Source organism: Limnohabitans sp. INBF003, from assembly GCF_055396645.1.
In genome coordinates this window covers 3,287,273-3,305,646 of record NZ_AP029222.1, presented here as the reverse complement: position 1 = coordinate 3,305,646, position 18,374 = coordinate 3,287,273, and the positions used below count along the sequence as shown (strand labels likewise).

At 61.2% G+C, this 18,374-nt stretch carries 18 protein-coding genes; 15 read left to right on the top strand and 3 right to left on the bottom strand.

Features of this window, described 5'->3' with window-relative positions; genetic code table 11:
• The first annotated feature begins 81 nt into the window (after window positions 1–81).
• Window positions 82–2,133 carry a transketolase gene (gene tkt / locus ACZ5VE_RS15440; RefSeq protein WP_464455990.1) on the top strand — a complete coding sequence of 684 codons (2,052 nt, stop codon included), beginning with the start codon at window positions 82–84 and terminating at the stop codon, window positions 2,131–2,133.
• A gap of 138 nt (window positions 2,134–2,271) precedes the next feature.
• Entirely contained in the window at window positions 2,272–3,279 is a 1,008-nt protein-coding gene (gene gap / locus ACZ5VE_RS15435; protein ID WP_464455989.1) for a type I glyceraldehyde-3-phosphate dehydrogenase, read from the top strand.
• A gap of 192 nt (window positions 3,280–3,471) precedes the next feature.
• Here the strand turns inward: gap and ACZ5VE_RS15430 are convergent, their stop codons facing one another.
• From ACZ5VE_RS15430 to ACZ5VE_RS15420, 3 genes are all read right to left on the bottom strand, one after another.
• A complete protein-coding gene (locus tag ACZ5VE_RS15430; RefSeq protein ID WP_464455988.1) occupies window positions 3,472–5,070 on the bottom strand; it encodes a GMC family oxidoreductase in 1,599 nt (532 codons plus the stop codon).
• A 41-nt stretch (window positions 5,071–5,111) separates the two neighbouring features.
• Window positions 5,112–6,395 carry a hypothetical protein gene (locus tag ACZ5VE_RS15425; RefSeq protein ID WP_464455987.1) on the bottom strand — a complete coding sequence of 428 codons (1,284 nt, stop codon included), beginning with the start codon at window positions 6,393–6,395 and terminating at the stop codon, window positions 5,112–5,114.
• 148 nt (window positions 6,396–6,543) lie between these two features.
• On the bottom strand, window positions 6,544–7,752 hold the full coding sequence (locus tag ACZ5VE_RS15420) for an aspartate transaminase (protein WP_464455986.1): 1,209 nt from the start codon (window positions 7,750–7,752) through the stop codon (window positions 6,544–6,546).
• A 113-nt stretch (window positions 7,753–7,865) separates the two neighbouring features.
• Between ACZ5VE_RS15420 and nac the strand changes: the two genes are divergently transcribed.
• The 13 genes from nac to ACZ5VE_RS15355 all read left to right on the top strand — a co-directional run bounded on the left by nac (window position 7,866) and on the right by ACZ5VE_RS15355 (window position 18,252).
• Window positions 7,866–8,813 (top strand): nitrogen assimilation transcriptional regulator NAC, encoded by a 948-nt coding sequence (nac, locus tag ACZ5VE_RS15415; RefSeq protein WP_464457518.1) that lies wholly within the window; start codon window positions 7,866–7,868, stop codon window positions 8,811–8,813.
• Between the two features lie 133 nt (window positions 8,814–8,946).
• The gene (locus ACZ5VE_RS15410) at window positions 8,947–9,618 is read left to right on the top strand and encodes an RraA family protein (RefSeq protein ID WP_464455985.1); all 672 of its coding nucleotides are present in this window, start codon (window positions 8,947–8,949) and stop codon (window positions 9,616–9,618) included.
• A gap of 80 nt (window positions 9,619–9,698) precedes the next feature.
• The gene (locus tag ACZ5VE_RS15405) at window positions 9,699–10,127 is read left to right on the top strand and encodes an acetyl-CoA carboxylase biotin carboxyl carrier protein (RefSeq protein ID WP_464455984.1); all 429 of its coding nucleotides are present in this window, start codon (window positions 9,699–9,701) and stop codon (window positions 10,125–10,127) included.
• A complete protein-coding gene (gene accC / locus ACZ5VE_RS15400) occupies window positions 10,120–11,472 on the top strand; it encodes an acetyl-CoA carboxylase biotin carboxylase subunit (protein ID WP_464455983.1) in 1,353 nt (450 codons plus the stop codon). The genes ACZ5VE_RS15405 and accC overlap by 8 nt, the downstream gene beginning before the upstream one ends.
• Window positions 11,469–12,131, top strand: a complete 663-nt coding sequence (gene pxpB, locus ACZ5VE_RS15395; RefSeq protein WP_464455982.1) for a 5-oxoprolinase subunit PxpB — start codon at window positions 11,469–11,471, stop codon at window positions 12,129–12,131. Before accC ends, pxpB begins: the two co-directional genes overlap by 4 nt.
• Complete coding sequence (locus tag ACZ5VE_RS15390) at window positions 12,128–13,114, top strand: 5-oxoprolinase subunit C family protein (RefSeq protein ID WP_464455981.1); 987 nt, start codon at window positions 12,128–12,130, stop codon at window positions 13,112–13,114. Before pxpB ends, ACZ5VE_RS15390 begins: the two co-directional genes overlap by 4 nt.
• Window positions 13,111–13,548, top strand: coding sequence for an acetyl-CoA carboxylase biotin carboxyl carrier protein (locus tag ACZ5VE_RS15385; RefSeq protein WP_464455980.1), 438 nt, complete (start codon window positions 13,111–13,113; stop codon window positions 13,546–13,548). The genes ACZ5VE_RS15390 and ACZ5VE_RS15385 overlap by 4 nt, the downstream gene beginning before the upstream one ends.
• A complete protein-coding gene (locus ACZ5VE_RS15380) occupies window positions 13,538–14,320 on the top strand; it encodes a LamB/YcsF family protein (protein ID WP_464455979.1) in 783 nt (260 codons plus the stop codon). The genes ACZ5VE_RS15385 and ACZ5VE_RS15380 overlap by 11 nt, the downstream gene beginning before the upstream one ends.
• Window positions 14,321–14,406: 86 nt before the next feature.
• On the top strand, window positions 14,407–15,159 hold the full coding sequence (locus ACZ5VE_RS15375; RefSeq protein WP_464455978.1) for an SDR family oxidoreductase: 753 nt from the start codon (window positions 14,407–14,409) through the stop codon (window positions 15,157–15,159).
• Between the two features lie 16 nt (window positions 15,160–15,175).
• Entirely contained in the window at window positions 15,176–15,877 is a 702-nt protein-coding gene (locus tag ACZ5VE_RS15370) for an amino acid ABC transporter permease (RefSeq protein WP_464453078.1), read from the top strand.
• 2 nt (window positions 15,878–15,879) lie between these two features.
• Complete coding sequence (locus ACZ5VE_RS15365) at window positions 15,880–16,647, top strand: amino acid ABC transporter permease (RefSeq protein WP_464455977.1); 768 nt, start codon at window positions 15,880–15,882, stop codon at window positions 16,645–16,647.
• Complete coding sequence (locus tag ACZ5VE_RS15360; RefSeq protein ID WP_464455976.1) at window positions 16,644–17,378, top strand: amino acid ABC transporter ATP-binding protein; 735 nt, start codon at window positions 16,644–16,646, stop codon at window positions 17,376–17,378. The genes ACZ5VE_RS15365 and ACZ5VE_RS15360 overlap by 4 nt, the downstream gene beginning before the upstream one ends.
• A 28-nt stretch (window positions 17,379–17,406) precedes the next feature.
• Window positions 17,407–18,252, top strand: a complete 846-nt coding sequence (locus ACZ5VE_RS15355; protein WP_464453075.1) for an ABC transporter substrate-binding protein — start codon at window positions 17,407–17,409, stop codon at window positions 18,250–18,252.
• Window positions 18,253–18,374: the final 122 nt, after the last annotated feature.

Below are 18,374 nucleotides of genomic sequence, written 5' to 3'. Positions count from 1 at the left end.
AGACCGTCCAAATGGACCAAGAGGGCTGTCCGCAACCGCTAAAATCCGGGTTTTCCAGAATACTTCCCCGGAGCTGCCCACATGGCAAACCAGCAACAAATGGCCAACGCCATCCGCGCCCTCGCAATGGACGCTGTTCAACAAGCCAACTCGGGTCACCCCGGCGCCCCCATGGGCATGGCCGACATGGCCGTGGCACTGTGGGGCGAGCACCTGCAACACAACCCCGCCAACCCGCATTGGGCCAACCGTGACCGCTTTGTGCTGTCCAACGGCCACGGCTCGATGCTGATTTATTCGGTCCTGCACCTGACCGGCTACAAGCTGCCGATCGAAGAGATCAAGAACTTCCGCACCCTGCACAGCAAAACCGCTGGCCACCCCGAAGTGGGCGTGACCCCCGGCGTGGAAACCACCACCGGCCCGCTGGGCCAGGGCATCACCAACGCCGTGGGCATGGCGCTGGCCGAAAAAATGCTTGCCGCCGAGTTCAACCAAGAAGGCCACAAGATCGTTTCACACCACACTTATGTGTTCCTGGGTGACGGCTGCCTGATGGAAGGCATCAGCCACGAAGCCGTGGCCCTGGCCGGTGCCTGGAAGCTGAACAAGCTGATCGCCCTGTACGACGACAACGGCATCTCGATCGACGGCCAAGTTGCCCCTTGGTTCATCGACAACACGCCCCAGCGTTTTGCCGCCTGCGGCTGGAACGTGATCGACGCCGTGGACGGCCATGACGCCGCCGCCGTGTCGGCCGCGATTGCCAGCGCCAAACACAGCGCCGACAAGCCCACCCTGATCGTCTGCAAGACCGCCATCGGCAAGGGCTCGCCCAACCGCGCAGGCACCTCCAAAGCCCACGGCGAGCCCCTGGGTGCCGAAGAAATCAAGCTCACCCGCGAAGCCCTGGGCTGGACAGCCGAGCCATTCAAGATCCCCAAAGAGGTCTATGCCGACTGGGACGCCAAGGCCGCTGGCAAAGTCCGTGAAGCCGAGTGGAACACCGCCTTTGCCGCTTACAAAGCCGCCTTCCCTGCACAGGCCAAAGAGTTTGTGCGCCGCATGAAGGGCGACTTGCCCAAGAACTTCAACCAGGTGGCGTTTGACGCCGTGGTCGCCGCCCACACCAAGGGCGAAACCGTGGCCAGCCGCAAGGCCAGCCAGCTGGCACTCGAAGCCTTCACCGCCGCCCTGCCCGAAATGCTGGGTGGCTCGGCCGACCTGACCGGCTCCAACCTGACCAACACCAAGAGCACCCCCGCCTTCCGTGTGGACCTGGCTGGTGATGTGGTCAAGACGGCAGACGGCTCGGCTACCGAAGGGGCCTCCAAGATTGGCCGCCACATCAACTATGGCGTGCGCGAATTCGGCATGGCCGCCATCATGAACGGCGTGGCCCTGCACGGCGGCTACATCCCCTACGGCGGCACCTTCCTGACCTTCTCAGACTACTCACGCAACGCCATTCGCATGGCCGCGCTGATGAAGCAGCGCGTGGTGCACGTCTTCACCCACGACTCCATCGGTCTGGGCGAAGACGGCCCGACCCACCAGTCGATCGAGCACGCCGCCAGCCTGCGCCTGATCCCCGGTCTGGACGTGTGGCGGCCGGCCGACACGGCCGAAACCACCGTGGCCTGGGCCGTGGCGCTGCAAAACGCCAACCGCCCCTCGGCTCTGCTTTTGAGCCGCCAAAACCTGGCCTACTCGCCCAAGAGCGATCTGGGCGACATCAGCCGTGGCGCGTATGTGCTATCCGAGCCTGAACACGTCGGCATCAAGAAGACCCACGGCGTGATCATCGCCACCGGCTCTGAAGTGCAACTGGCCTTGGCCGCGCAAAAGCTGCTGGCCGAACGCAAGATCGGTGTGCGCGTGGTCTCCATGCCCAGCACCAATGTGTTTGACCGCCAGGACACCGAATACAAGCAAAGCGTGTTGCCCGCAGGTCTGCCCCGCGTGGCGGTCGAGATGGGTTCCACCGACGGCTGGTGGAAATACGGCTGCGCTGCCGTGGTCGGCATCGACACCTACGGCGAGTCGGCCCCGGCCCCCGTGCTGTTCAAACACTTCGGCTTCACCGCCGAAAACGTGGCCGACACGGTCCACGCTGCGCTGCTCAAGGCCTAAAAAGCCCACTGACCGGGACTGGACGATTTCAGCGCTGAGTGCGCTGAAATCCGGTTCAGGGGATCAGGCCCATGAAAGGGTGCTGGTTTCAAATCCGGTTACGTAACGGTTTCGTAACTTTCTCCTGAGGCTCTCACCATGACCATCAAGTTGGGTATCAACGGATTCGGCCGCATCGGCCGTCTGGCTTTGCGCGCCGCCCTCAAGCACGGCTACGACGACATCCAGATCGTCGGCATCAACGACCCCAAGCCCGCCGACTACCTGGCCTACATGCTCAAGTACGACAGCGTGCACGGCCGCTTTGATGGCACGGTGGACTTCACCGACGATGCCCTGATCGTCAACGGCAAAAAAATCAAGCTCTCGCACGAGCGCGACGCGCACAACCTGCGCTGGGGCGAGATGGGCGTGCACACTGTGCTCGAATGCACCGGCCACTACCTGACCGAACCCACCAGCCAGATGCACATCGCCGCCGGTGCCAAAAAAGTCGTGATCTCGGCCCCGTCCAAAGACAGCATCCCCATGTTCGTCTATGGTGTGAACCACAAAAAGTATGCGGGTGAAGCCATCGTGTCGAACGCCAGCTGCACCACCAACTGCCTGGCCCCCGTGGTCAAGGTGCTCAACGACAAGTGGGGCATCAAACGCGGCCTGATGACCACCGTGCACGCGGCGACCGCCAGCCAGATGACCGTGGACAGCTCTTCGCGCAAAGACTGGCGCGGCGGCCGTGGCATCCTCGAAAACATCATCCCCAGCAGCACCGGTGCCGCCAAGGCCGTGGGCGTGGTGATCCCCGAAATCAAGGGCAAGATCACTGGCATGGCCTTCCGCGTGCCAACTTCTGACGTGTCGGTCATTGACCTAACGGTGGAGCTGAGCAGCGACGCCAGCTACGCCGAAATCTGCGCCGAAATGAAAGCCCAAAGCGAAGGCGCGCTCAAGGGCGTGCTGGGTTACACCGACGAGAAAGTGGTCTCCACCGACTTCCGCGGCGAGCCCTGCGCCAGCGTGTTCGACGCCACGGCCGGCATTGCCCTGGACAAGAGCTTCGTCAAGATCGTCGCTTGGTACGACAACGAATGGGGCTACGCCAAGCAGTGCCTGGAGATGGTGCGGGTGGTGGCCAAGAAGAAGTGAGCTTGGGCTGGGTCGGTCGCGGGTGCCTGCGGCAGACTCAGCCGCCGATGCCCCGCTAGGGATCAGAGGCGCTCTTTTCGTGGTCCACAGAAAATGTGGGAGCGAACCCCTGCTCGCGAATGGAGCTACCGGCACACAGGTATTCGGCCGCAGGGGCAGCCTCCCACACAATTCAGATGACTTTTAACCCGATCAGCGTGCCGCTTTGATCCAATCCGCCGCCTTCTCGGCAATCATGATCGTCGGCGCGTTGGTGTTGCCGCTCACGATGCGCGGCATGACGGACGCGTCGACCACCCGCAGCCCCGGCACGCCGTGCACGCGCAGTTGCGCATCCACCACCGCCATGTCGTCTTGACCCATGCGACAAGTGCCCACGGGGTGGTAAATGGTGTCGGCGTTCTGGCGAATCCAGTGTTCCAGCTGTTCGTCCGTGCGGGCATCGGCCGAAGCCGCCCACTCTTTGCCATACGCCGCCAGCGCAGGCTGGGCCAGGATGCACTGGGCTTGGCGGACGCCGTCGCGCAAGCGCTGCAAGTCACGTGGGTCGCTCAAAAACTGCGGATCAATCAGCGGCGCGCTGTGCGGGTTGCGGTCGGCCAATTGCACACGGCCTCGGCTGTCCGGTTGCAACAAACACACGTGCAAAGAGTAACCATGCCCCAGCGTGAGTTGGCGGCCATGGTCCACCAGTTTGGCCACCACAAAATGCAGCTGGATGTCAGGGTGTGCCTCATGGGGGCGGCTTTTGTAAAACGCCCCGCCCTCTGCAAAGTTGGTGGTGAGCCGCCCCGTGCGGTGTTGATGCCAAGCCCACAAAGCCTGCAAGGTGTGCCAAGCGCCCCGGGGTGACACGCCGATCAAATCGGTTTGCCCCGGCGCATCGGCCACCAGCACCGCGTCTGGGTGGTCGTGCAGGTTTTCGCCCACGCCGGGCAAGTCGCGCAGCACCTCAATGCCCAGGCTTTGCAAATGCGCAGCGGGCCCGATACCCGAGCGCATGAGGATGGCAGGCGACTGGAAAGCGCCTGCGCTCAAAATGATCTCGCGCCGAGCGCTCAAGGTCTGTGCCTTGCCACCCTGCAAGGTGTGCACCTGCCGCGCCACGCCATCGACCAGGCCAATCCGGTCCACGGTGACACCGGTCATGACATGCAAATTGGGACGCCCCCGATTCGGCGTGAGGTAGGCCTTGGCCGCGCTAAAACGTTCGCCCGCCCGTTGGGTGACCTGGTACAGGCCCACGCCTTCTTGTGTGGGGCCATTGAAGTCGGTGGTGTGGGGCAAGCCCGCTTGCACACCCGCCTCGACAAAGCGCTTGGCAAACGCGTTGGGGCTTTGCAGATCGGCCACGTTCAAGGGACCGTTTTGACCATGCCATTCGTTGTGGATGCGCTCGTTGTGCTCGGCCTTGAGAAAGTAGGGCAACACATCGGCCCACGCCCAACCTTCGCAGCCCATGTCGACCCAGGTGTCGTAGTCAACCTGTTGGCCACGGATGTAGGCCATCGCATTGGTCGAGCTGGAGCCGCCCAAGGTGCGGCCACGCGGCTGAAAACCGCTGCGCCCCAGCAAGCCGGGCTGCGGCACCGTGCTCAGGCCTTGCGAAACGATTTCGGTGCGGGCCATGAGCGCGATGCCTGCAGGGCAATGGATCAAGGCACTGGTATCGGGCGGCCCGGCTTCGATCAGGGCAACCTGCACGGCCGGGTCTTCGCTCAAACGGGCAGCCAACACACAACCCGCCGAGCCACCGCCCACGACGATGTAGTCAAAATTCAAAGTGCTCATCTCTCCCTTTCGTTGGCGTTTTCGCCTTGTTGGTCAGTCGATCAGAGCCCCACGTACACCGGTGCAAAGCCGCCGCCGGGTGTTCTGAAGTTGGTGGTCTGGCCCTGGTACAAACGCGCGGCCAGTGATTGGACCTGCGCGTTGTAGGTGTAATTGCGCACATCGAACTTGAGCACCTGCGCCGCCTCACCCCCCGAGATGGTGCGCTCGCCCGGGGCCACCAAGGCTTGGGCGATGTAGCCGCCCGCCAGAATTTCAGCCCAGACCCGATGGGTCAGTTTGTCGCCCCGGTACGCCGCCTTGCCGCCATAACCCGCAAAGGGCTTGAAGAAATGGTGCTTGCGCTGCGCCCACAAATGCTCGGCGTTGGCCGGGGTCACCACCACGGTCTGTGGAATGCCGTCCAGCAACACCGCTTGCGTGGCCGCCGGGACACCCATGGCCGTCAAGCTGTCTGCGTTGCACAGCAAGGCCAGGTTGCGCTTGTCGGCCAGCAAAGCGTGGGCTTGCGGGTGGGGCGTCAAGACCACAGCGTCCTGCAAATAGGCTTCACGCAAATGGGCGTGGGCCGGCTCACTCAGAGCGAAGTCGGTCAAGCGGTTGTAGACCAGATCGATTGCGGTGTTGTCGAACCAAAGCCGGTTGTCACGCCAAACGAGTTGCGAAGGGTCGGCAATGACCGCCTGCACACCATGGCGTTTGAACAAACTCTGGAACAGCAAAAACTCCGGGTACAGGTATTGCTGCTCAGGGGACGCATCGACGATGGCCACGGTTTGCAAGGGGCGGTCGGGCTGGGCCAGTCGCCACTCGTTTTGAAACATCGCCACAAATGCCGACTCCAATGCGTCAACCTGTGCCGCCGTGGGCACCATGGCTTCGATCTCCGGGCAGCACGCACGCTGCGCCCGGGCCAGCAAGGCGTTGAGCAGTGCACCGCCCGCATTGGTGTTGACCTCGATCAGGCCAAAGCCCTGGCCATGTTCATTGCCGTGGACATGAAAGTCGTAGCCCATGAACACGCTTTTGGCACGCGTCGGGTGCCGGGCAATCGGGTCCGAGCGGGACAGCACTTCTTCGCGGTAAGTCGGCAAGCAGGCCACAGACTCCAGGGCCGAGATCAGACGGGTCATGCGCTGCACTTGCGCCTGCGAAAGCACCACCGGCCGTGCCGAAAACAGCGAAGGCAAGCGGTCGCGCACCAGGTCAAACAGTGCCGGATTACCAATGTCTGCCGCCATGGTTTGCGCCAAAGCCTGATCATCCAGGCTGATGCAAAAACATTCGCGGTTGAAGTTATCGGTGTTGATGTGTGCGGTGTTCACTGGGCTGCGTCCTGGCTTGGGGTCTGGCTGAATCTTATCGCCAAGCCCATTGCGGACGAATCCGGCAAGCGGTCAAAGACACACAACCCACGCGGTCAGGATGCCAGTGAACACGCCCCCATCAGTGCAGCACCTGCAAACAAGTCCCTCAGGCCAGTTGAGCCACTGCACGCGCTATGCGCTTGCAACCTTCATCGAGGATGTCGATCGATGTGGCAATCGACATCCGGAAATAAGGCGCAAGTCCATACGCCGTGCCTGCCACCACCGCCACGCCCTCGCTTTCCAACAAATACATGACGACATCGGTGTCCTCTTTCAGCACTTTGCCGTCAGGGGTCTTGCGGCCCAACAGGCCCGCGCAATTGACATACAAATAAAACGCGCCCTCGGGCAATCGGCAGCTGATGCCCTCAATGGCGTTGAGCGCCTGGACAGTATGGTCGCGACGCTGCTTGTAGATGGCCACGCTTTCCGCCACAAAACTCTGATCACCGTTGAAGGCCGCAGCAGAAGCCGCCTGGCTGATGGCACAGCAACTGCCCGTGGATTGAGACAACAGGGTGTCCAGCGCTTTGATGTATTCACGTCGACCTGCAATGTAGCCAATGCGCCAGCCGGTCATTGCGTAAGTTTTGGAGACCCCATTGATCACCAGCGTGCGGTCGCGCAGCTGTGGTGCCGCTTGCAACAAGTGCGGCGTGCGCTGGCCATCGAAACGGATGTGCTCGTAAATGTCATCGGTCATGACCATCACGCCGGGATGGCGGTCCAGCACCTGCGCCAGAGCCTGGTATTCCTCCATCGTGTAGCTCGCCCCGGTGGGATTGCTGGGTGAATTGATCAAAAGCCAGCGCGTGCGGGGGGTGATGCTGGCTTCAAGTTGTTCCGGGGTCAGCTTGAATCCGTTGGCCTCGGGACATACCACCGTCACGGGCGTTCCATCGCAGGCCAGCACCATGTCAGGGTAAGAGACCCAATAGGGGGCAGGAATGATCACCTCATCACCTGCCTCGATGGTGATGGCAAACGCGCTGAAGATGGCGCTCTTGGCACCGCTGGTCACGATGATTTCGTCCATCCCGTACTGCAGGCCGTTCTCACGCTGGAGCTTGGCCACAATCGCCTGGCGCACATCGACCGTACCCGCCATCAACGTGTAGCGCGTTTGCCCTTTGTTCATGGCCTCGACGGCAGCCTCACGGATGTGGGCCGGTGTGTCGAAGTCAGGCTCACCCACCACCAGATTGACGATGGATTTGCCCTGCCGACGCAGTTCGCTGGCACGGTCAGCGGCAAAAGTACTGGGGGAAGGTTTGATGCGCTGTAGCCTGGCAGCAAATTGGGGTGTACTCATGTGGTGAACTCCTTGGATGGCGTAAAGGTAGGGCGACACGGCCCGAAATGCCAAGACGGCTTTCCTCTGCCTTAATAGGTAACGCTTATGGATAGATAATGGCCGCCATGACGATCAATCTCAGGCGGCTCAAATACTTTGTGAAAATTGTGGATGTCGGCAGCCTGACCCAGGCCGCCGACCTGCTGCACATTGCCCAGCCCGCAATCAGCCAGCAACTGGCCACCCTGGAGGCCGAGGTGCGCCAGCAACTGTTGCTGCGAACCAAAAGAGGGGTCACCCCAACGGAAGCGGGCAAGGTGCTGTATCGGCATGCACAACTGATCCTGCGGCAATGTGACCAAGCCGTGGTCGACATGCAAACGGCCAGCAGCGGCATATCGGGTTCTGTGTGCATCGGCCTGGCACCCGGCACCATGGCCGCCACCCTGGCTTTGCCCCTGCTTCGCATCCTGCGGGCTAGACACCCGGGCATCGTGCCCTATCTGAATGAAAACTACGGCACCACTTTGTCCGAACTGGTCATGAGTGGCCGCATGGACCTGGCCGTGCTCTATGGCGGACGGGATGCCATTCATGGGCTGCAATTCCTGCCCTTGTTGCGTGAATCGCTGTATCTGGTGGGGCCACCATCGATGCCAGCGCCGTCCGAAACCATCACGGTGCGAGAGCTGGCCGAATTTGATCTGTATTTGCCGCGCAGCTACAACTACCTGCGCCGCCTGGTGGATGAGGCATTTGCCAGCCTGGGACTGAAACCCCGTGTGGTCGCGGAGATCGAGTCGGCCAAGACCTTGTCGGCCCTGATCAGCGATGGCTTGGGGGCGGCAGTGGTGCCCACCTCGCTGGCACGGGAACTGGTGGAGGACTGCAATGCCTGGCAGGCCCGCATCATCGAGCCTGAAATTGAAGCACGGCTGGCCATGTGCCAATCGGACCACCTGCCTTTGTCCGAACCGGCCAAAGCCGTCAAGGAGATCTTGCTCGAGGTCATTGCCGACATTCCGGGCAGTCTGCTCAGTCCCGCGTCACGCGCCCAGCCTGCCGGGAGCAGCAGCTGAGCTGAGCGCCAATCCAGCGTTCCATAAGCGAACCTTATCTGGAAATACACATTTGGTCTTTGCCGGGCACCCCGTCCTTGCATACGCTCTGTGAACTGTCGGCTCACCCGACTGATTTTTCACAAGGATTGCCATGACTGAACTTGGAGCCCGGCGCATGCCCTCTCTGCCACAGGCCGAGAAAACACAAATCGACCAATTGCGCCAATTGGCGGTTGCCCTTTTGTCAGACAACATGCACCGTGGCACGGGCAGCCTGGGCATCTCGCCCTATCACAAGCCCACCAAATGGACCATGGCCGGCACCGCCGTGACGGTGCGCACCCGTGGCGGTGACAACCTGTTGACCCTGCGGGCCCTCGATTACTGCCGTCCGGGTGACGTGCTGGTGATCGATGCGGGTGGCGATGTGAGCAACGCCATTGTCGGCGGCATCATCACGGCCGGCGCGGCCATGCTGGGTTTGGCCGGCATGGTGCTTGACGGGGCCATCCGCGATGTGGCCGAAATCCGTGAGCGCGAGTTTCCGGTCTATGCCCGAGGTGTCAGCCACCGTGGCCCTTACAAAAATGGCCCGGGCGAAATCAACGTGCCTGTGTGCATCGGCGGCATGGTGGTGCAACCTGGCGACATCATTGTGGGCGACCAGGACGGTCTGCTGGCATTCCCCGTATCCGAAGCGGCCACGCTGATCCAGCAAGCCCTGATCCAACAAGGCAAGGAAGAGCAACAAATGGATGAAATCAACCAGGGCCGCTGGGACCGTTCATTCATTGCGGCACTTGAAGCACGCGCCGTCAACTGAAAACCGCATGGGCCGGATCGAACGGATGAGCTGGCCCATGCTGACCGCGCCGATGCCCCTGTGCCGGAACTAGGATCGCTATGGATTTACACCACATGAAGGCCGCCATCGACACGATGGCCGCATCGGACCTGAGCGAAATGGAAGTCAGCCACGAAGGCTGGACCCTGCGGCTGGTCAGGCACGCCACCACGGGGGCCGCACCCGCCAGCGTGAAACCCCTGGCGTCGCCCCGCCCCCAGGCAACATCCTCTTCGTCGGTCTGCGACATCCTAGCCCCCGTGTTTGGCATCGTGCACCTGCAAGCATCTCCCGGTCAGCCCCCTTTTGTGCAGGTGGGGGAGCAGGTCCGGGCAGGGCAAACGGTTTGCACCATCGAAGCCATGAAGGTCTTCAACGAGGTGACCTGTGAGCATGCGGGCCGGGTTGTGGCGGTTCGCGTGGTCACAGGCACCGAGGTGGAAGCCGGTCAAGTGCTGGTGGTGGTCGAACAAGGCACCCATGTTTGATACGGTTCTGATCGCCAATCGCGGTGAAATTGCGTTGCGCATCCTGCGCGCATGCCGCACGCTCGGTTTGCGCACGGTGCTGGTGTATTCAGAGGCCGACCAACACGCACCGTACCTGGCGCTGGCCGATCAGGCCCTGTGCATCGGGCCGGCAGCGCCCCGTCAGAGTTACCTGAAACAGTCGGCCATTCTGGCGGCGGCCCAGGTCAGCGGCGCACAGGCGATTCACCCCGGCTATGGCTTTTTGTCAGAAAACGCCGAGTTTGTGGCCCAAGTGGAGCAGGCCGGGTTGCGTTTCATTGGCCCCAGCGCAGCGTGCATCCGTCTGATGGGTGACAAAGTGTCTGCCAAGCATGCGATGCGCGCGGCAGGCGTGCCTTGCGTGCCCGGCCCAGACACGTCTTTGCCCGATGACCCCCAACAGGTACTGGCCATCGCCCACGACATTGGTTATCCGGTCATTGTGAAAGCAGCGGGTGGCGGTGGCGGACGCGGCATGCGCGTGGTGCATGAACCGGCGCAATTGCTGTCTGCGTTGTCGGTGACGCGTGAAGAGGCGGCCCGCGCCTTCGGCAACCCGGAGGTCTACATCGAGAAGTTTTTGCTGCATCCGCGCCATGTCGAAATCCAGATCCTGGCCGATCAGCACGGCCATGCGGTCTGGCTGGGATCGCGGGACTGCTCTTTGCAGCGGCGGCACCAGAAAGTCATCGAAGAAGCCCCGGCCCCGCACATTTCGCCTGCGCTGTTGGCCCAGTTGAGCGAGCGCTGCGTGCAGGCGTGTCTCAGCATCGGGTACAGCGGCGTCGGCACTTTCGAGTTTTTGTACGAAGACGGGGCTTTCTATTTCATCGAGATGAACACCCGTCTGCAGGTGGAACACCCGGTCACCGAATTGACCACGGGCATAGACATCGTCGAGCAACAAATCCGGATGGCCAGGGGCGACCCCCTGACGATCCGACAGGCCGATGTCCCATGCCACGGACATGCGCTGGAATGCCGCATCAATGCCGAAGATCCCAAAAGCTTTCTGCCTTCGCCCGGTGAGATCACGGCGTGGCGTTTGCCGGGGGGTTGGGGGGTGCGCGTGGATACACACGCACAAAAAGGCTACCGTGTGCCGCCTTACTACGATGCCATGGTGGGCAAACTCATCGTGCATGGCGTTGACCGTGAAGACGCTTTGCGGCGGATGCGGGCGGCACTGGATGAAATGCAGGTCGGCGGCATCTCGACCAATCTGCCTTTGCACCGCGAGCTGATGGCGGACACGGGCTTTGCCGAAGGCGGGGTGGACATCCATTACCTGGAACGCTGGCTCAAGGAAAGCGCGCTTGCATGACCGACGCAAAACCCATCTTCAGTTTGCTCGGCACGACGGCCGCGCTGTTCGAGGCACCCGGCCCTGCCATGGACCTGGCGCGGCAACAGCGCATCTGGGCGCTGGCCAAAGAGACCCAAACCTGGCCCGAGGTCCGGGAAGCCGTGCCGGGCATGAACAACCTGATGCTGGCGTTCTCCACACCACCCCGCGACATTGCCGCACTGCGCGAGCGTCTGGCCACGGCATGGGCCACAGTGTCGCCCATGGTGCTGGACGGGCGCGTCATCGAATTGCCCGTGGTCTACGGCGGCGAGGGCGGTCCGCACATGCGCGACGTGGTGGCGCACACGGGCCTGAGTGTGGATGACATCGTGGCCCTGCACAGCGCACCCGTTTACCCCGTTTATGCCCTGGGCAGTCACCCCGGCTACTGCTACCTGGGCGGCATGGATGAGCGCATTGCCACCCCACGTCGCCAGGTGCCTGTGCTGCGGATTCCCGGCGGGGCGGTCTCGATCGGCGGATTCCAGACCGGCGTGTCGGCTTCGGCAGGCCCCAGTGGCTGGAACACCATCGGTTCGACCAGCATGTCCTTTTTTGACCCCGAACTGGCCATGCCTGCGTTGCTGCAGCCGGGTGACAGCATCCGTTTTCGCGTTGAAAAGGTGATCCGATGATCGAGGTACTGAGCACCGGTGCACTCAACACCGTGCAGGATCTGGGCCGCGACGGTTGCCTGCGCTGGGGTGTCGGCACTGCGGGCGCCATGGATGGCCTGGCTTTGGCTGCGGGCAATCTCTTGCTGGGCAATGGTGCCAACTGCGCCGCGGTTGAAGTCCAGGTTTTTCCGTTCAAGGTCCGCTTTCTGGCCAGCTGCGACTTCGCCCTGACCGGGGCAGACTGCGATGCCCGGCTGGATGACAAACCCTTGATGCCCTGGGCCGCTCATGGCGCGTGCGCAGGCCAGATCCTGACACTGAATTTGCCACGCCTAGGGGCCTTTCGCCGAAGCCGCAGCTACCTGTGCTTGCCGGGTGGCGTGGATGTGCCCATCGTCCTGAATTCGCGCAGCACCCAACTGCGTGGTGCATTTGGCGGTATCGGTGGACGGGCGCTGCGCACCGGGGATACCTTGCAGGCAACAACGCCCACATGCGTTGAGGGCCGCACCTTGGGACTGGTCCCTCCCGAGGTGGCCATGCCGCTGCACCTGGACGGTTGCTCTGCCGTGCGGGTCTTGCCCGCTGCCGAATATGCGCAATACACCGCTGCGTCGCAGGCCGCCTTTTGGGCTGACGAATGGAAAATCACACCCCAAAGCGACCGTTATGGTTTCCGTCTGGCGGGTGAGCCATTGCAAGCCATTGCGCCATTGGAAATGCGCTCTCATGGCATCGTGCCGGGCGTGATACAGGTTCCACCCGACGGACAACCCATTGTTCAAATGCGCGACGCACAACCCACAGGGGGTTATCCAAAGATGGGCACGGTCATCGAAGCCGACCTCTGGCGGCTCGGTCAGATGCCCATTGGCAGCCGCATCCGCTTCATGCAAACCAACTGGGAAGAAGCACTGGCAGCGCTGCAGCAGACACAGGCATGGCTGGCCGACATCGAGCGACAGATTCGACTGCACCATGACACCCGGAGTGCCGCATGAATGCACCCATGACCGACATCGCTCAACAGCTGGAAGACTGGCTGCGCGAGACCCCGATCCACACGCTGCAATTGCGTGGCCCTGGAACCTTCATTCACTTGACGCAAGCCACGGGCCACCACCCCAAGCAGGAGCCCATGACGGGGGCAGGCGCTGTCGCTCGACCGGAAGACGCGACCTCCACCATCGTGCGCGTAGGCTCGGTGGGTGTGGTCATGCATGCCCATCCGCTCAGGGACGATCCACTGGTTCAAATAGGACAGCGGGTACTTGCAGGGCAAACGGTGGCCCTGTTGAAAGTCGGCGCTGTGCTGCTGCCCGTGCCCGCCCCACACGATGGCGTGGTGCTTCAGGTGCTGGTGGGCGATGGGCACATCGTCGGGTATGGCGACAGTCTTGTGGCAATCGAAAAAGAGGGCACCCATGCAAATTGACCTGAATGCCGATGTGGGCGAGGGCCTGGGGCCCTGGAAGATGGGCGAAGACGAAGCGCTGTTCGAGGTCATTTCCTCGGCCAACATCGCTTGCGGATTCCATGCGGGTGATCCGCTGATCATGGCGCAGACCTTGCGCATGGCAAAAGCAAAAGGCATTGATGTCGGTGCCCATGTGGGTTTCCCGGACCGTCAGGGGTTTGGTCGGCGCGTGATGCAGATCGACACCGTTGAATTGGCGGCCATGGTGGTCTATCAGCTGGGGGCCTTGAGCGGTCTGGCGCAAGCTGCAGGCTGCCGGATGACGCACATGAGTTTTCATGGTGCACTGGGCAACATGGCGGCCGCAGACCCGGCGTTGGCCGATCCCTTGCTGGAGGCCGTTGCCCGTTTCGACCCCCAGCTGATCATCAGCTCCTCTTCGAGCCGGGCCATCGAAGACGCCGCTGCACAGCACGGACTGGTGGTGGCCACCTCGTTTCTGGCAGACCGCGCTTACGACGATCAAGGCCTGCTGGTGCCCCGCAAGTTGCCAAATTCGGTCATCAAGGACCCACAGGCCGTTCTGGCGCGGGTCCGCCAATTGCTGACCACGGGTACAGTGACCACTTACAACGGCACCGTGATACCGGCCAAAGCGCGGTCCATTTTGGTTCACGGTGACACCCCGGGGGCCGTGTCACTGGCGCGCACCATCCGCCACGAGATCGAAGCCCATGGGGGCCGCATCGTGCCCATCTCGGTGCAACGGGACTCAGGGTTTAACCGGTGATAAGCCGGGCTTATACCAACACAGCCATTCCGTCTTGGCATTGCGCCCCACTCCCCTATAAATTCACAGTCAACCAAGGATAAGAGATGCCTTTTTCCGATTACAAAACAGCGCTGGTCACAGGTGCATCCTCCGGCATCGGGGCTGCCGTGGTGCGCCGCTTGCGCCGTGAAGGCTTGGAAGTGCACGCACTGGCCCGATCCAAAGACAGCTTGCAGGCATTGGCCGCAGAAACCGGGTGCATCGCGCACGCGCTGGATGTCACCGACCTTGAAGCCGTGACACGCCTCACACAGCAAGTGCCCTTCGACATTCTGGTCAACAACGCTGGCGTAGACCGTCCCCGCTCTTTTCTCAAATCACAAGCCGATGACATTGATTTGCTGGTCGACGTGAATCTGCGTGCGGTTTTGCACCTGTGCCGGCTGGTGGTGCCGGGCATGCACGCGCGTGACCGGGGCCATGTGGTCAACATCAGCTCCATTGCCGGGGCCTACAACTTCAATGGCAACAGCACTTACCACGCCACCAAAGCCGCCGTGAGCATGCTGTCGCGCCAGCTGCGCATCGATGCCTTTGGCAAACGGGTCCGGGTGACCGAGATTTGCCCTGGCCGCGTCGCCACCGATATTTTTTCGCACGTGCATGGCGATTCGCCCGAGATCCGCGAACGCTTCATCGATGGCTTTGAACTGCCACAGGCCGAAGACATTGCCGAAGCCATTGCGTTTGCCATCGCGGCGCCAGTGGCCGTGAACATCGGCCACATGGAAATCACCCCCACCCTGCAAGTGCCCGGCGGCTTGTCAACGGCGCGGCCTGAAACCGCACAAGCCTGAACCTGAAGACCGTCCCATGAAAGACTTCAACGTGATGGCCTTGCTGCTGAACCCCGAGTTCAGCAGCATGCTCTTGTCCGGTTTGAAAGTCACCCTGTTCGTGGCGCTGGGCTCCTGGTTGCTGGCCATGAGCCTGGCGGTCGTTTTGCTGGCGGTGCGCTTGAGCCCCAGCCGCATGGCACAAAGGGTCGTCGAAGCCTATATTTCGTACCACCGAAACATCCCGACCCTCGTTCAGATGATGCTGTGGTACTTCGGGATCGCCAATTTCTTGCCTGACACCGTGCAAGCCTGGTTGGCCGAAAACCAGGCCGAGGCGGTTTTTGCGGTCATCGCCTTGGGGCTGTGCCAGGCGGCTTATTTTTGCGAAGACCTTCGTTCGGGCTTTCGTGCCGTTCCGATGGGGCAAACCGAAGCCGCACGCGCTTTGGGACACAGCTACACCGGGGCCATGCGGCATGTTCTGATGCCGCAGGCTGTGCGCAACGCCGTCCCGGCGCTGGTCAACCACAGTGTTTCCTTGTTCAAAAACAGCAGTCTGGCCATGGCCATTGGCGCAGCCGAACTCACGCACGCTGTCAAAGAGATGGAAAGCCGCACCTTCCGGGCCTTTGAGGCTTACCTGATCGCGACCGTGATTTTTCTGATCATTTCCTTGCTGATCATGGCGGTCGGCAGCTGGATCGAGCGGCGCACCGCCTTGACGACGGCGAGGTGATCATGAGCGATCTGATCTCCATCCTCAACGACAACTGGCTGCTGCTGCTGGTGGGGCAATACCCCAACGGCCCTTTGGGTGGACTGGCTTGCACCCTGATGCTGTCCGTGCTGGGCATCACCCTGGCTTTTCCTCTGAGTGTGCTGATCGCACTGGCCCGGATTTCGCGCTACGCCTTCCTGCGCTGGCCTGCATCGGCATTGGTCTATGGCGCACGTGGCATCCCTTTACTGCTGATCATTTTGTGGGTTTATTTTCTGGTGCCCATGCTAATCGGTCGGAACATCTCCGGCTTCACCACCATGGTGGTGACATTGGTGATCTACGAGGCGGCATTCCTGGCAGAGATCGTTCGTGCCGGCATTGAAGCATTGCCCAAAGGCCAGATGGAAGCCGCACGCGCATTGGGGCACAGCTACCTGGGTGCCATGTTCCATGTCATCTTGCCCCAAGCGCTTTACAACATGCTGCCCAGCATGCTGAGCCAGTTTGTGTCCACCATCAAGGAAACCACCCTGGGCTATGTGATCAACGTCCATGAACTCACGTTTGCAGCCAGCCAGGTGAACAACCAATTGCTCACCAAGCCCTTTCACGTCTTCTTCATCCTGGCCGTGATTTATTTCATCGTCTGCTGGAGCCTGACCCAGGCAGCCGAATGGCTGGAGCGCCGGATTGCGACCAAACGTCAGGGCATCCATACCCCTCAAGTCAAGACTTCTTCGCCGGAATTGCCACCCGGCTCACAGCCCATGAGGCCCCTGCCATGATTTCCTTTTCCAACGTCAACAAATGGTACGGTGACTACCACGCCCTGGTGGACATCTCCGCCGAAGTCAAGCAAGGCGAAGTGGTGGTCGTTTGCGGTCCTTCCGGCTCGGGCAAATCCACCTTGATTCGCACCGTCAACCGCCTAGAAGAAATCCAGTCAGGTGAACTCCAGTTCAATGGGCAGCAAGTTCACAGCCCCATGAACAGCCAGCAGTTGAACAAACTGCGCAGCCAAATCGGTTTCGTCTTCCAGAGCTTCAACTTGTTTCCGCACATGTCGGTGATCGAGAACATCGCCTTCTCGCCCATGCGGTTGTCGGGTTTGAACAAGACACAGGCCCATGAAAAATCCATGGCCTTGCTCGACAGAGTGGGTCTGGCCCACAAAGCCCAAGCCTATCCGGCACAGCTTTCCGGTGGTCAGCAGCAGCGTGTGGCGATTGCCCGAGCGCTGGCCATGGAGCCCCCCGCCATGCTGTTCGATGAACCCACCAGCGCCCTGGACCCCGAGATGGTGGGTGAGGTGCTGGCGGTCATGCGCAGCCTGGCCCACGATGGCATGACCATGATGTGCGTCACCCACGAGATGGGTTTTGCCAGAGAAGTTGCTGACCGTGTCTGGTTCATGGACGACGGTTCCATCCTAGAGAAAGCTGAACCCGAAGCCTTCTTCAAAAACCCGCAACACCCACGCGCACAACGCTTCCTGTCGGATCTGCGTGCACATTGATTTCGTTTCTCAACCCCTGGAGCTCACCATGCAAGTTCGTCACTCGATTCGATTTACCGCCGGTCTGATTGCGCTGGCGTCTGTTTCGGCGTCCGCATTCGCCGATCAATGGTCAGACATGCAGCAACGCAAAGAGTTGCGCTGCGCCACCTTTGCCGACGTTCCCCCATTTGCAGCACCCGACCCCAAGACGCGTGAAATGGTCGGTTTTGATGTCGACATGTGCAACGCTCTGGCCAAACACCTGGGCCTGAAAGCCTCGGTCACACCTGTGTCCGTTGAAGCACGTGTGCCTGAAGTCAAGACCGGTCGCGTGGACGTCACTGTGGCCAACCTGGCCTACACCTTGGGCCGTGCCGAGCAAATCCAGTTCAGCCACCCGTACTACCTAGCCAAGGAAATGCTGGCGGTCAAAGCTTCTGATGCCGGCACCAAAAAGGCCGACTTCAAAGGCAAGCGCATCGCCTCCACCAAAGGTTCCACATCCGAGCTGTCCATCAAACTCAACGGCTCCGAGCCTGTGACCTTCCAGGACACCGGCTCCGTCTACATGGCGGTTCAGCAAAACAAGGCACTGGGCATGGTGGCCAACACCATGACCATCACCAAACTGGTGGCTCAATCCAAGACCGGTGGTGCCGTGGAAATGAAGATGATCCAGGAACCCATGGCCTTTCAGCCCATCGGTGTCGGCATGAAAAAAGACGAACCCCAATTGCTCGCCAAGGTGAACGACGCCCTGTTGGCCATGGACAAATCGGGTGAGATCAACCGCATCTGGGACAAATGGCTTGGCCCGAATACCGAGTTCAAAATGACGCGTGACGAGAAAGTGGTGCCGCTGTCTGAATTGAAATTCGACCCGCTGCCTTAATCAAAAGTCCACAGACCTGACGTCCAGAAACCTGTCAGTCAAGGCTGACAGGTCTGGAGTCCACAAAGGAAACATGTGAAAGCATGTTTCCTTTTTTCATGGCTGCTCGTCAATGGCCTCAC

Coding starts and splice junctions, on each gene's coding strand:
- ACZ5VE_RS15355 (WP_464453075.1), top strand. CDS start 17,407: ATGCAAGTTCGTCACTCGATTCGATTTACCGCCGGTCTGATTGCGCTG.
- ACZ5VE_RS15410 (WP_464455985.1), top strand. CDS start 8,947: ATGACTGAACTTGGAGCCCGGCGCATGCCCTCTCTGCCACAGGCCGAG.
- pxpB (WP_464455982.1), top strand. CDS start 11,469: ATGACCGACGCAAAACCCATCTTCAGTTTGCTCGGCACGACGGCCGCG.
- accC (WP_464455983.1), top strand. CDS start 10,120: ATGTTTGATACGGTTCTGATCGCCAATCGCGGTGAAATTGCGTTGCGC.
- ACZ5VE_RS15430 (WP_464455988.1), bottom strand. CDS start 5,070: ATGAGCACTTTGAATTTTGACTACATCGTCGTGGGCGGTGGCTCGGCG.
- ACZ5VE_RS15405 (WP_464455984.1), top strand. CDS start 9,699: ATGGATTTACACCACATGAAGGCCGCCATCGACACGATGGCCGCATCG.
- ACZ5VE_RS15385 (WP_464455980.1), top strand. CDS start 13,111: ATGAATGCACCCATGACCGACATCGCTCAACAGCTGGAAGACTGGCTG.
- tkt (WP_464455990.1), top strand. CDS start 82: ATGGCAAACCAGCAACAAATGGCCAACGCCATCCGCGCCCTCGCAATG.
- gap (WP_464455989.1), top strand. CDS start 2,272: ATGACCATCAAGTTGGGTATCAACGGATTCGGCCGCATCGGCCGTCTG.
- ACZ5VE_RS15365 (WP_464455977.1), top strand. CDS start 15,880: ATGAGCGATCTGATCTCCATCCTCAACGACAACTGGCTGCTGCTGCTG.
- ACZ5VE_RS15360 (WP_464455976.1), top strand. CDS start 16,644: ATGATTTCCTTTTCCAACGTCAACAAATGGTACGGTGACTACCACGCC.
- ACZ5VE_RS15420 (WP_464455986.1), bottom strand. CDS start 7,752: ATGAGTACACCCCAATTTGCTGCCAGGCTACAGCGCATCAAACCTTCC.
- ACZ5VE_RS15390 (WP_464455981.1), top strand. CDS start 12,128: ATGATCGAGGTACTGAGCACCGGTGCACTCAACACCGTGCAGGATCTG.
- ACZ5VE_RS15375 (WP_464455978.1), top strand. CDS start 14,407: ATGCCTTTTTCCGATTACAAAACAGCGCTGGTCACAGGTGCATCCTCC.
- ACZ5VE_RS15380 (WP_464455979.1), top strand. CDS start 13,538: ATGCAAATTGACCTGAATGCCGATGTGGGCGAGGGCCTGGGGCCCTGG.
- ACZ5VE_RS15370 (WP_464453078.1), top strand. CDS start 15,176: ATGAAAGACTTCAACGTGATGGCCTTGCTGCTGAACCCCGAGTTCAGC.